Below are 11731 nucleotides of genomic sequence, written 5' to 3'. Positions count from 1 at the left end.
CCTGCCGCAAGCTGTGATCCCGCGCCGTGCTACGTCGACCAGGCATAGGCTTAGACGGCCTCGTTGGACTCGTCCTCGAACGCAGCGAAGACCGGGTCTTCGTGGACGATTTCCTGCTCGGCGATGAACTCGTAGCTCATCAGGCCTTCAGCGATTTCACGCAGCGCAACTACGGTCGGTTTGTCGTTTTCCCACTGAACCAGGGGCTCTTTGCCGCCGGTGGCCAGTTGACGGGCACGCTTGGTAGAGAGCATGACCAGCTCAAAGCGGTTTTCCACGTGTTCTAGGCAGTCTTCAACGGTTACGCGGGCCATGGTATTCCTCGGAGCGAATGCAATATGCGCGCTGCCCGGTTGGGCGAGCGGACTCAACAGTTTAAAAAATCACCAGCGATTAGGGAAGCGCTGATTTTTTGACCAGGCTCTTCAACGCGCCGCAAGCACCAATGTAAAGCCCTTGCAGCGGTTTTGGGAAGTGCTGTTTCAGCCCAGCAATTCAGCCAGCAATCTGCCGAAACGCACTTGTTGGCGTTTCTGTTGCAGCTGATTGGCGCGAAAAATCGCTTTCAGATCATCCAGCGCGTGGGCGAAATCGTCGTTGATGATCAGGTAATCGTACTCAACGTAGTGGCTCATCTCGCTGACGGCTTCGCGCATCCGGCCGTCGATGATTTCGTCGCTGTCCTGGCCACGGTTGGTCAGGCGCTGGTGCAGGGCCTGAAGCGATGGCGGCAGAATGAAGATCGAGCGTGCCTGGGGCATCAGCTTGCGCACTTGCTCGGCGCCTTGCCAGTCGATTTCCAGAATCAGGTCGTGACCTTCGTCCAGGGTCTGCTGCAGACGACTTTGCGAGGTGCCGTAAAAGTTGCCGAAGACTTCCGCGCGTTCAAGGAAATCGCCGTGCTCGCCCATCTTCACGAACTCTTCGCGGCTTACGAAGTGGTAGTTCACTCCGTCCACCTCGCCCGGGCGCATGGCACGGGTAGTGTGGGAAATCGAGACGCGAATGTCCGGGTTGGTGTCTGTCAGGGCCTTGACCAGACTGCTCTTGCCCGCGCCCGAAGGGGCGGAAATGATGTACAGGGTGCCGGTGCTGTGGGTCATGTCTGTTGCCTTACTCAATATTCTGCACTTGTTCGCGCATCTGCTCGATCAACACCTTGAGGTTGACCGCCGCCTGGGTGCTGCGCGGGTCGAAGGCCTTGGAGCCCAGTGTGTTGGCTTCGCGGTTGAGTTCCTGCATCAGGAAGTCCAGGCGCCGACCGGCGGCACCGCCGGACTTCAGGACCCGGCGAACTTCGATGATGTGAGTGCTCAGGCGATCCAGTTCTTCGGCCACGTCGCTCTTTTGCGCGAGCATCACCATTTCCTGTTCCAGGCGCTGCGGGTCCATCTCGGCCTTCATGTCGGCGAAGCGGTCGAGGACCTTCTGGCGCTGGGTGGCGAGCATCTGCGGAACCAGTTCGCGCAGCGTCACCACGTCTTCCTCGATGGAGGTCAGGCGATCGTTGATCAGGCGTGCCAGCTCCGCGCCTTCGCGCTCGCGGCCGGACTTCAGCTCCTTCAGGCCTTGATTGAACAGCTCCAGCGCTTCGGCGTTAAGGGCTTGTGGATCGCTCGCATCGGCCACCAGCACGCCCGGCCAGGCCAGCACTTCCAGCGGGTTCAGCGCGGCCGGGTTCTTGATCAGGCCGGCGACGGTTTCGGCAGCGGCGACCAGCTGCGCGGCGCGTTCGCGATCCACTTGCAGTGGCTTGCCGGTACTTTCCTCGGTGAAGCGCAGGGTGCATTCCAGTTTGCCGCGCGACAGGCCCTGACGCAGGGCTTCGCGGACAGCGCCTTCGAGGTCGCGAAACGACTCCGGCAGGCGCAGGTGGGGTTCCAGGTAGCGGCTGTTGACCGAGCGCAGTTCCCAGCTCAGGGTGCCCTGAACGCCGGCTTTCTCGACGCGGGCGAAGGCGGTCATGCTGTGCACCATGGCGGTGACCTCGCGATACAGATCGGCGCGAATTGAAGCTCCGCAGCTCGATATCAATGAATTTAAGCCGACTGGCAGCAAAGGCGCAGGATTGTAGCGCAGTGCGGCGGATGCGCCCAAACACACGGTGTGACAAAGGGCTGCAGGCCGTCGGCAAAGCGCGTTTCAGGGCTTTCGGTCGTCGGCCGGATTTTTTAACGAGTGCCCAGGCGCGGTGCGCGGCTCTATAATGCTCCGCAGTTTTCCGTCCCCAGTACAGGTATCTCCTATGAAACGTCCAAGTGGTCGCGCTGCCGATCAGCTCCGCTCGATCCGCATTACCCGCAACTACACCAAGCACGCCGAGGGATCGGTACTGGTCGAATTCGGTGATACCAAAGTCATCTGCACCGTCAGCGTCGAAAACGGCGTACCGCGTTTCCTCAAAGGTCAGGGCCAGGGTTGGCTGACCGCCGAATACGGCATGCTGCCCCGTGCCACCGGCGAGCGTAACCAGCGTGAGGCGAGCCGTGGCAAGCAGGGTGGCCGTACCCTGGAGATCCAGCGCCTGATCGGCCGTTCCCTGCGCGCTGCGCTGGACATGTCCAAGCTGGGCGACGTCACCCTGTACGTCGACTGCGACGTGATCCAGGCCGACGGCGGTACCCGCACCGCGTCGATCACCGGCGCCATGGTTGCGCTGGTCGATGCCCTGAAAGTGATCAAGAAGCGCGGCGGCCTGAAGGGCGGCGACCCGCTCAAGCAAATGATCGGTGCCGTTTCCGTGGGCATGTACCAGGGCGAGCCGGTGCTGGATCTGGACTATCTTGAAGACTCCGCCGCAGAGACTGACCTGAACGTAGTGATGACCAGCACCGGCGGCTTCATCGAAGTGCAGGGCACCGCCGAAGGCGCGCCGTTCCAGCCTGAAGAGCTGACCGCGATGCTGGAACTGGCCAAGAAAGGCATGAATGAGATCTTCGAACTGCAACAGGCTGCACTGGCCGACTGAGCAGGTTCGCAACCCGCAAGGAGGACGCGATGAGTGATGAGCAAGAGCTGCTACCCAAGCCGAGCCAGGAGGTTCGCCAATGGGCGATGTTTTGTCACTTGTCCGCCTTGCTGGGGATCTGGATTCCGTTCGGTACGCTGATCGGGCCGTTGATCCTGTGGCAGATGAAGCGCGAGACTGATCCTTTCATCGACGCCCAGGGTAAAGAAGCACTGAATTTCCAGATCACCGTGGCGATCGCTTCGATGATCTGTTTCGTGCTGATGCTGTTGCTGATCGGGTTCGTGCTGTTCGGTCTGCTGGCCATTGCAGCGCTGGTGCTGACGATCATCGGTGGGGTGAAGGCCAACGAAGGTTTCCCGTATCGCTATCCGTTCACTTGGCGGTTGATCAAATAATGAACGATCGCCCACAAAAAAACCGACAGTGACGTCGGTTTTTTTGTGTCTGCGAAAGGCCGCTTAGATAGTCAGCGTCCAGTCGTAGTCCACGATCAGCGGCGCGTGCTGCGAGAACCGTGGCTGACGTGGCAGGCGTGCGCTGCGCACGACGCGTCGCAGGCCCGGGGTCAGGATCTGATAGTCGAAGCGCCAGCCCAGATTCAGCATCTCGGCCTGTTCGTTGTCCGGCCACCAGCTGTACTGGTCGCCTTCGCGGCTGACTTCGCGCAGGGCGTCTACGTAGCCCATGTTGCCGACAATCTCGTCCATCCAGGCGCGTTCCGGCGCCAGGAAGCCCGGGGATTGCTGGCTGTCGCGCCAGTTCTTGATGTCGAGCTTCTGCTGCGCGACGTACAGCGAGCCACAATAAATGTACTCGCGACGTTTGCGCCGCTGTTTGTCCAGGTACTTGCCGAAGTCGTCCATGAGCTTGAACTTCTGGTTCAAGTCCTCATCGCCGTTCATCCCCGAAGGAAGCAGCAAGGTGGCAATACTGACTTTGTCGAAATCTGCTTGCAGGTAGCGCCCGTAGCGGTCGGCCGTCTCGAAACCGAGACCGCTGATGACAGCCTTCGGTTGCAACCGCGAATACAAAGCCACGCCGCCTTGGGCAGGGACTTCAGCATCGCAGGCATAAAGGAAGTAGCCATCCAGTTGGAAGGCTGGGTCATCCAGTTCAAAGGCGGAGGCACGGGTGTCCTGCAGGCAGATGACGTCGGCATTCTGTGCCTGCAGCCAACTGAGCAAACCACGCTCGACTGCAGCCTGAATACCATTGACGTTCACACTGATGATCCGCATAAATGGCCCCAAAAATCGCGTGCGTGTATGATACACGGCGTCAAGCTAATTAGCTAAATCCGTGGTATTTGGGGTTTTTTTCATGCAAGCGTATCAGCGCGATTTCATTCGTTTTGCCATCGATCGCGGCGTTTTGCGCTTCGGTGAGTTCACCCTGAAGTCCGGGCGCACCAGTCCTTACTTCTTCAATGCCGGCCTGTTCAACACGGGCTCGGCCCTGGCGCAGCTGGGGCGTTTCTACGCGGCAGCCATCGCCGAAAGCGGCATTTCTTTCGACGTACTGTTCGGCCCGGCCTACAAAGGCATTCCGCTGGCAGCAACCACTGCCGTGGCGCTGGCCGAGCACCACAACCGTGACTTGCCATGGTGCTTCAACCGCAAGGAAGCCAAGGCCCACGGCGAAGGTGGCAGCCTGGTCGGCGCACCGCTGACCGGCGACGTGCTGATCATCGACGACGTGATCACCGCCGGCACCGCGATCCGTGAAGTGATGCAGATCATCGCTTCCCAGGACGGCGCCAAGGCTGCCGGGGTGCTGATCGCCCTGAACCGTCAGGAGCGCGGCAACGGCGAGTTGTCGGCAATCCAGGAAGTCGAGCGTGATTTCGGTATCCCGGTCATCAGCATCGTGTCGCTGAACCAGGTGCTGGAATTCCTGGCTGACGATCCGCAGCTCAAGCAGCACCTGCCAGCCGTTGAAGCCTATCGCGCCCAGTTCGGCGTCTGATCGCGTCTTCAGGGCAAAAAAAGACCCCGCTCAGCCAGGCTGAGCGGGGTCTTTTTGTTTGCGCGAGCGCTTATGGGCGCTTGCGATTACTGATCAGCGTACCCACACCGGTGTCGGTGAAGATTTCCAGCAGGATCGCGTTCGGTACACGGCCGTCGATGATCAGCGAGCTGCCGACACCACCCTGAACCGCTTCCAGTGCACAGCGGATCTTCGGCAGCATGCCGCCGTAGATGGTGCCGTCGGCGATCAGGTCATCGACCTGCTGGGTGCTCAGGCCGGTCAGCACGGTGCCCGACTTGTCCATCAGGCCGGCGATGTTGGTCAGCAGCATCAGCTTCTCGGCTTTCAGCGCTTCGGCGACTTTACCGGCCACCAGGTCAGCGTTGATGTTGTACGACTCGCCGTTCTCACCCACGCCGATCGGCGCGATCACCGGGATGAAGTTGCCTTTGACCAGCAGGTTCAGCAGTTCGGTGTTGATCCCGACCACTTCGCCCACCTGGCCGATGTCGATGATTTCCGGCTGGGTCATCTCCGGCGTTTGACGGGTGACAGTGAGCTTCTTCGCCCGAATCAGCCCGGCGTCTTTACCGGTCAGGCCGATGGCGCTGCCGCCGTGGCGGTTGATCAGATTGACGATGCTTTTGTTCACCTGACCACCGAGGACCATTTCCACCACGTCCATGGTCGCGGCGTCGGTGACGCGCATGCCGTCGACGAAGTGGCTTTCGATCGACAGGCGCTTGAGCAGATCACCGATCTGCGGGCCACCGCCGTGCACGACCACCGGGTTGATGCCAACGGCCTTCATCAGCACGATGTCGCGGGCGAAGCCGGTTTTCAGCTCCTCGCTTTCCATCGCGTTGCCGCCGTATTTGATCACCAGGGTCTTGCCGACATAACGTCGGATGTAAGGCAGCGCTTCGGACAGGACCTGGGCGGTGTGGGCGGCGGCTTCGCGTTCGAGGGTCATTCAGGGCTCCGGGTGAATCAGAAATCAGAACGGTAGTTGGAGATCAGGTGCAACGCGTTTCAGTTGGGCATGGAACACAGCCTTGATGCGCTGCAATTCAGCCTCGTCATCGGCCTCGAAGCGCAGCACCAGCACCGGTGTGGTGTTGGAGGCGCGCACCAGGCCCCAGCCTTTGGCGTAATCGACCCGCACGCCGTCAATGGTGGTCAGGTCGGCGCCTGGGCCCCACTGCGCATCGTGCAGTGCATCAATGATGCTGAATTTGCTCTCTTCGGTCACATGGATATTGATTTCCGGCGTGGAAATATCGTTCGGGAAGGTCGCGAACAGCTCCTCGGCCGAAGATTTTTCCTTGCTGAGAATTTCCAGCAGCCGTGCGGCGCTGTAAATACCGTCGTCGAAACCGAACCAGCGTTCCTTGAAGAAAATGTGCCCGCTCATTTCACCGGCCAACAATGCGCCGGACTGTTTCATTTTCTTTTTGATCAACGAGTGACCGGTCTTCCACATTAGCGACTGGCCACCATATTCCTTGATCAGCGGGATCAGGCGGCGGGTGCATTTGACGTCGAAGATGATTTCCGCGCCCGGGTTGCGGGCCAGTACGTCGCGGGCAAACAGCATCAGCAGGCGATCCGGGAAGACGATGGTACCGGTGTTGGTCACCACGCCGACGCGGTCGCCGTCACCGTCGAAGGCCAGGCCGATGTCAGCCTTGGTTTCCTTGACCTTGGCGATCAGGTCGACAAGGTTTTCAGGCTTGCCCGGGTCCGGGTGGTGGTTCGGGAAGTTGCCGTCGACTTCGCAGAACAGCGGGATGACTTCGCAGTTCAGCGCTTCGATCAGTTGCGGGGCGATCACGCCGGCCGCGCCGTTGCCGCAATCGACCACGACTTTCAGGCGCCGGGCCAGTTTGATGTCCTGGACGATTTCGGTGGTGTAGCGGTCGAGGATCTCGACCTGGGTTACGCTGCCCTGGCCGCTGGTCAGGTTGCCGGTCTTGATACGTTCATGCAGCACCTGGATCTGTTCGTTGGCGAGGGTGTCACCGGCGATCACGATCTTGAAGCCGTTGTAGTTCGACGGGTTGTGGCTGCCGGTGAGCATCACGCCGGATTTGCCGGCCAGCACGTTGGCGGCGTAGTACAGCGCCGGCGTCGGCACCAGGCCGACGTCGCTGACATGGCAGCCGCTTTCGGCGATGCCGCGGATCAGTTCGGCAACCAGTTCCGGGCCGGACAGACGGCCGTCACGACCGACGGACACGTTCGGTTCGCCCTGGGCCAGGCTCTGGGAGCCGATGGCGCGACCGATCCAGTAGGCGGTTTCGCCATTGAGGAATTCCGGCACGGTGCCGCGAATGTCATAGGCGCGGAAGATGCTGTCGGGAAGCTTCGGGGCGACTTGGGCGGGGGTGCTCATCTGCGAAAATGCTCCATCTCGAAAGTGGCTGGACACACCGACGACTCATTCGACGGCAAGCTCAAACTGAAGGGTATGACGGCGGTTTTCACAGAGAGTTCGTGGTGTGAAAGGGCCATGACGCCTTGTGCGGCGTGGCTTTGGCCTGCCAATGCCTTGATTTTCAGCGGTAAAGCTTGCAGATGAATCTACGTATTTTTATGGCGAAGGAGCAGGCTCCCACGCCACAAGACAAATCACTTGGTGCCGGAATGGCCGAAACCGCCAGCGCCGCGCTCGGTCTCGACGAACTCTTCGACCATTTCGAAATGCGCCTGCACTACGGGCACCAGCACCAGCTGCGCCAGACGCTCGCCCACCGGCATGGTGAACTCGGTCTGGCCACGGTTCCAGCAGGAGACCATCAGCGGGCCCTGGTAGTCGGAGTCGATCAGGCCGACCAGATTGCCCAGCACGATGCCGTGCTTATGGCCCATGCCCGAGCGCGGCAGGATCAGCGCGGCGAGGTTCGGGTCGCCGATGTAGACCGACAGACCGGTCGGGATCAGCACGGTTTCACCCGGCTTGATGACGATGTCCTCTTGCAGCATGGCGCGCAGGTCGAGGCCGGCGGAGCCTGGCGTGGCGTATTGCGGCAGCGGGAATTCAGTACCGATGCGTGGGTCGAGGATCTTGGCTTGCAAAGCGTGCATGTAAATTAAACCTGGTTCAGACGTTCGGCGATAAAAGTGACCAGTTGGCGAGCGATCTTGCTCTTGCTGGTCTGGGCGAAGACCGTGGCGTGCAGCGCACGGTCGATGACGCTGCAGGCGTTTTCTTCGCTGTTGAAACCGATGCTCGGGTTGGCGACGTCGTTGGCGACGATCAGATCGAGATTCTTGTCCTTCAGCTTGCGTGCTGCGTAGTCGAGCAGGTGTTCGGTCTCGGCGGCGAAACCGACACTGAACGGACGGTCGGGACGGGTCGCGATGGTGGCCAGGATGTCCGGGTTGCGCACCATTTGCAGGACGAAGCCGTCACCGCTCGTAGGGTCTTTCTTCAATTTTTGCGGGGCGACGACTTCCGGGCGGTAGTCCGCGACCGCTGCCGAGGCGATAAAGATGTCGCAAGGGATCGCGGCTTCACACGCGGCGAGCATGTCGCGGGCGCTGACCACGTCGATGCGGGTGACGCGATCCGGCGTCGGCAAATGCACCGGGCCGCTGATCAGGGTGACACGGGCGCCGGCCTCAACCGCCGCTTCCGCCAGGGCGAAGCCCATTTTGCCGGAGCTGTGGTTGGTGATGTAGCGCACCGGGTCGATGTTTTCCTGGGTCGGGCCGGCGGTGATTACTACGTGCTTGCCGGTCAGCGCCTGACGCTGGAAGCAGTCCGCCGCGAGCTGGGCCAGATCGGTGGCTTCCATCATGCGGCCCATGCCGACGTCGCCGCAGGCCTGGCTGCCGGAGGCCGGGCCGAAGGTCTTCAGGCCACGGCTTTCAAGGAGTTGCAGGTTGGCCTGGGTCGCCGGGTCGCGCCACATGGCCTGGTTCATGGCCGGGGCGACAGCGACAATGGCGTCGGTGGCCAGCACCAGCGTGGTCAGCAGATCGTTGGCAATGCCTTGGGCCAGACGGGCGAGCAGGTCGGCGGTGGCCGGGGCGATCAGCACCAGATCGGCCCATTTGGCCAGTTCGATGTGGCCCATCGCCGCTTCCGCGGCCGGGTCGAGCAAGTCCAGGTGAACCGGGTGGCCGGACAGCGCCTGCATGGTCAGCGGGGTGATGAATTCGCTGCCGCCACGGGTCATGACCACGCGCACTTCGGCGCCCTGATCGATCAGGCGGCGCACGAGATCGGCGCTCTTGTAGGCAGCAATGCCGCCGCCGACGCCCAGAACGATGCGTTTCCGATACAGCCGCTGCATAGGTCTGCCTTTCATTTCGTTGGTGACATACGTGGCGAAACCCCCTCCCCAGGGTGAATTCGCCCGCAAAAAAGATGGGCTACGATATCACAGCGACCGCTACGGAACAGCGGCGCCCACAGACAAGGAAGGTGTATGAGTATTCGCGATTGGCCGGCGGCGGAAAGGCCGCGGGAGAAGCTGCTTGAACAGGGCTCGGGAAGTCTTTCCGATGCCGAATTGCTGGCGATTTTTCTGCGGACCGGCGTATCCGGTAAAAGCGCGGTGGATCTGGCGCGACACTTGTTGAATCAGTTCGGCAGCCTGCGTGCGTTGCTGGAGGCTGATCTCGGGGCGTTCAGCGAGCAATTGGGTCTGGGGCCGGCGAAGTTCGCCCAGCTGCAGGCCGTGCTGGAGATGGGGCGGCGACATTTGGCCGAGCGCATGCGGCAGAAAACGGCGCTGGAGAATCCGCAGGTGGTCCGCGATTACCTCAAGGCCATGCTGCGCCATGAGCCGCACGAGGTGTTCGGCTGCCTGTTTCTCGACTCCAAACATCAGGTGCTGACCTTCGAGACCCTGTTTCGCGGCTCTATCGACAACACCGCGGTACATCCCCGAGAAGTGGTGAAGCGCTCGTTGGCCAATAACGCGGCCGCCGTGATCCTGTGCCACAACCATCCGTCGGGCAACAGCGATCCGAGTCAGGCTGATCGATTATTGACCAAGCGCTTGCAGAAGGCTTTGGAGTTGGTTGACGTGCGGGTGCTCGATCACTTCATCGTTGGCGATGGGGAGCCGTTGTCGATGGCGGAGTGTGGCTGGATGTAGCTTCCAAGTACAAACGCTAACCCCTGTGGGAGCAAGCCCGCTCCCACAGGTTTTGTGTTGTGGCGGGTTATTTGAGGGTGACCTTGGAATAGTCCTGCCGCCCGAACGGGGAGACCGAGTAACCCTGCACGTCTTTGCGCGTCAGTGCATACGCCGTCGGATGCGCCAGCGGCAGCCACAGCGCCTGCTGCTGGATCTGCGCCTGCGCCTGCTCATACAGCTTGGTGCGCACACCTTGTTCGCTGGTGGTCTTGCCGGCGCTGATCAGCTTGTCCAGGTCGGCATTGCAGTAGCGGGCGAAGTTGGTGCCGGATTTCACCGCTGCGCAGGAAAACTGCGGCGTGAGGAAGTTATCCGGGTCGCCGTTGTCGCCGGCCCAGCCCATGAACAGCAGGTCATGCTCGCCCGCCTTGGCACGACGGATCAGCTCGCCCCATTCGATCACGCGGATTTCCGCCTGAATGCCGATCTCCGCCAGATCCGACTGCAGCAATTGCGCACCGAGGCTCGGGTTGGGGTTGAGCAGGCTGCCGGACGGACGTGTCCAGATGGTGGTCTGGAAACCGTCCTTCAGGCCGGCCTTGGCCAGCAATGCCTTGGCTTTTGCCACGTCGTGCGGGTAACCCGGCAGATTCTTCGCGTAGCTCCAGGTGTTCGGCGGATACGGGCCGTTGGCGGCTTCGGCAGTGTCTTCGAACACAGCCTTCAGGTAGTTGGCCTTGTCGAAGGCGAGGTTGATTGCCTGACGCACTTCCGGTTTGTCCAGCGGCGGATGCTGGCTGTTGATGCCGACGAATGCGGTCATGAACGCGTCAGTCTTTTCGACTTTCAGCGTCGGTTCCTGCTTCGCGGCCTGTACGTCCAGCGGTTTTGGCGACAGGGCAATCTGGCACTCGTTGCGCCGCAGTTTTTGCAGGCGCACGTTGGCGTCCGGGGTGATGGCGAAGATCAGCGGGTCCACTGCCGGTTTGCCGCGGAAGTAGTCCGGGTTGGCCTTGTAGCGGATCGAGGCGTCTTTCTGGAATCGGGTGAAGACGAACGGGCCGGTGCCGACCGGCTGGCTGTTGAGCTTGTCGGTCGAGCCGGCCTTCAGCAGTTTGTCGGCGTATTCCGCGGAGTAGATCGAGGCGAAGCCCATGCTCAGGGTCGCCAGGAACGTCGAGTCCGGGTGATCGAGGGTGAAGCGCACGGTCAGCGGGTCCAGTGCGTCGATCTTCTTGATCAGGCTCGGCAGTTGCATCGACTGGGCATGCGGGAAGCCACTCTGGGCGACCTTGTGCCACGGGTTGGCCGGGTCGAGCATGCGGTCGAAGCTGAATTTGACGTCTTCGGCGGTCAACTCGCGGGTTGGCTTGAAGTAGTCGGTCGTATGAAATTTCACCTGCGGGTGCAATTTGAAGACATAGCTCAGGCCGTCGGTGCTGACTTCCCAGCTGTCGGCCAGGCTAGGGACCACCTTGCCGCTGGCGGTGTCGAAGTCCACCAGGCGATTCATCAGTACGTCGGCCGAGGCGTTGGTGGTGGTCAGCGAGTTGTATTGCACCACGTCGAACCCTTCAGGGCTGGCCTCGGTGCAGACGCTCAGGGCGGCGGCATGGGCCAGGGGGCTCAGCAATAGCGGGGCGAGCAGCAGGGGGAGGGCAGCGAGGCGCATGGTCGGCTTCCTTTACAGATCGAAGGC

At 61.3% G+C, this 11731-nt stretch carries 12 protein-coding genes and 1 pseudogene; 4 read left to right on the top strand and 9 right to left on the bottom strand.

The genetic code is table 11. The features are described 5' to 3' along the window. Positions 1-50 precede the first annotated feature (50 nt). The 3 genes from rpoZ to NE357_RS28260 form a co-directional block, all read right to left on the bottom strand. Complete coding sequence (rpoZ, locus tag NE357_RS28270) at positions 51-314, bottom strand: DNA-directed RNA polymerase subunit omega (RefSeq protein ID WP_003229503.1); 264 nt, start codon at positions 312-314, stop codon at positions 51-53. Between the two features lie 168 nt (positions 315-482). Then, on the bottom strand, positions 483-1103 hold the full coding sequence (gene gmk, locus NE357_RS28265) for a guanylate kinase (RefSeq protein WP_169432461.1): 621 nt from the start codon (positions 1101-1103) through the stop codon (positions 483-485). Positions 1104-1113: 10 nt separating this feature from the next. After that, positions 1114-1977 (bottom strand): YicC/YloC family endoribonuclease, encoded by an 864-nt coding sequence (locus NE357_RS28260; protein WP_169432460.1) that lies wholly within the window; start codon positions 1975-1977, stop codon positions 1114-1116. 268 nt (positions 1978-2245) lie between these two features. On the opposite strand from NE357_RS28260, the gene rph reads away from it, so the two are divergent. Together rph and NE357_RS28250 are read left to right on the top strand one after the other, a co-directional pair. Further along, entirely contained in the window at positions 2246-2968 is a 723-nt protein-coding gene (rph, locus tag NE357_RS28255) for a ribonuclease PH (protein ID WP_169432459.1), read from the top strand. A 29-nt stretch (positions 2969-2997) separates the two neighbouring features. Beyond that, positions 2998-3366 carry a DUF4870 domain-containing protein gene (locus tag NE357_RS28250; protein WP_169432458.1) on the top strand — a complete coding sequence of 123 codons (369 nt, stop codon included), beginning with the start codon at positions 2998-3000 and terminating at the stop codon, positions 3364-3366. Between the two features lie 63 nt (positions 3367-3429). On the opposite strand, the gene NE357_RS28245 is transcribed toward NE357_RS28250, so the two are convergent. Further along, positions 3430-4209, bottom strand: coding sequence for an exodeoxyribonuclease III (locus NE357_RS28245; protein ID WP_169432457.1), 780 nt, complete (start codon positions 4207-4209; stop codon positions 3430-3432). Between the two features lie 82 nt (positions 4210-4291). Here NE357_RS28245 and pyrE point away from each other — a divergent pair, with 82 nt between their 5' ends. After that, complete coding sequence (gene pyrE / locus NE357_RS28240; protein ID WP_169432456.1) at positions 4292-4936, top strand: orotate phosphoribosyltransferase; 645 nt, start codon at positions 4292-4294, stop codon at positions 4934-4936. Positions 4937-5006: 70 nt separating this feature from the next. On the opposite strand, the gene argB is transcribed toward pyrE, so the two are convergent. The 4 genes and pseudogenes from argB to coaBC form a co-directional block, all read right to left on the bottom strand. Continuing rightward, complete coding sequence (argB, locus tag NE357_RS28235; protein ID WP_003229488.1) at positions 5007-5912, bottom strand: acetylglutamate kinase; 906 nt, start codon at positions 5910-5912, stop codon at positions 5007-5009. 24 nt (positions 5913-5936) lie between these two features. Further along, a pseudogene (locus tag NE357_RS28230) lies at positions 5937-7313 on the bottom strand (phosphomannomutase/phosphoglucomutase); the annotation flags it as partial. Positions 7314-7570: 257 nt separating this feature from the next. Continuing rightward, complete coding sequence (gene dut, locus NE357_RS28225; RefSeq protein WP_007954445.1) at positions 7571-8026, bottom strand: dUTP diphosphatase; 456 nt, start codon at positions 8024-8026, stop codon at positions 7571-7573. A 5-nt stretch (positions 8027-8031) separates the two neighbouring features. Continuing rightward, on the bottom strand, positions 8032-9240 hold the full coding sequence (gene coaBC, locus NE357_RS28220) for a bifunctional phosphopantothenoylcysteine decarboxylase/phosphopantothenate--cysteine ligase CoaBC (RefSeq protein WP_085606127.1): 1209 nt from the start codon (positions 9238-9240) through the stop codon (positions 8032-8034). A gap of 135 nt (positions 9241-9375) precedes the next feature. On the opposite strand from coaBC, the gene radC reads away from it, so the two are divergent. After that, on the top strand, positions 9376-10050 hold the full coding sequence (radC, locus tag NE357_RS28215; RefSeq protein ID WP_169432454.1) for a RadC family protein: 675 nt from the start codon (positions 9376-9378) through the stop codon (positions 10048-10050). Positions 10051-10117: 67 nt separating this feature from the next. Here the strand turns inward: radC and NE357_RS28210 are convergent, their stop codons facing one another. Then, complete coding sequence (locus NE357_RS28210) at positions 10118-11704, bottom strand: ABC transporter substrate-binding protein (RefSeq protein ID WP_169432453.1); 1587 nt, start codon at positions 11702-11704, stop codon at positions 10118-10120. Positions 11705-11731 lie beyond the last annotated feature (27 nt).

The sequence above is a fragment of the Pseudomonas sp. G7(2022) genome (assembly GCF_052660475.1).
This window is presented reverse-complemented; position numbering and strand designations above follow the sequence as displayed.

Bases quoted from the DNA above. Each gene is read 5' to 3' on its own strand.
- rph (WP_169432459.1), top strand. From the start codon at position 2,246: ATGAAACGTCCAAGTGGTCGCGCTGCCGATCAGCTCCGCTCGATCCGC.
- NE357_RS28245 (WP_169432457.1), bottom strand. From the start codon at position 4,209: ATGCGGATCATCAGTGTGAACGTCAATGGTATTCAGGCTGCAGTCGAG.
- dut (WP_007954445.1), bottom strand. From the start codon at position 8,026: ATGCACGCTTTGCAAGCCAAGATCCTCGACCCACGCATCGGTACTGAA.
- rpoZ (WP_003229503.1), bottom strand. From the start codon at position 314: ATGGCCCGCGTAACCGTTGAAGACTGCCTAGAACACGTGGAAAACCGC.
- radC (WP_169432454.1), top strand. From the start codon at position 9,376: ATGAGTATTCGCGATTGGCCGGCGGCGGAAAGGCCGCGGGAGAAGCTG.
- gmk (WP_169432461.1), bottom strand. From the start codon at position 1,103: ATGACCCACAGCACCGGCACCCTGTACATCATTTCCGCCCCTTCGGGC.
- NE357_RS28260 (WP_169432460.1), bottom strand. From the start codon at position 1,977: ATGGTGCACAGCATGACCGCCTTCGCCCGCGTCGAGAAAGCCGGCGTT.
- NE357_RS28250 (WP_169432458.1), top strand. From the start codon at position 2,998: ATGAGTGATGAGCAAGAGCTGCTACCCAAGCCGAGCCAGGAGGTTCGC.
- NE357_RS28210 (WP_169432453.1), bottom strand. From the start codon at position 11,704: ATGCGCCTCGCTGCCCTCCCCCTGCTGCTCGCCCCGCTATTGCTGAGC.
- coaBC (WP_085606127.1), bottom strand. From the start codon at position 9,240: ATGCAGCGGCTGTATCGGAAACGCATCGTTCTGGGCGTCGGCGGCGGC.
- pyrE (WP_169432456.1), top strand. From the start codon at position 4,292: ATGCAAGCGTATCAGCGCGATTTCATTCGTTTTGCCATCGATCGCGGC.
- argB (WP_003229488.1), bottom strand. From the start codon at position 5,912: ATGACCCTCGAACGCGAAGCCGCCGCCCACACCGCCCAGGTCCTGTCC.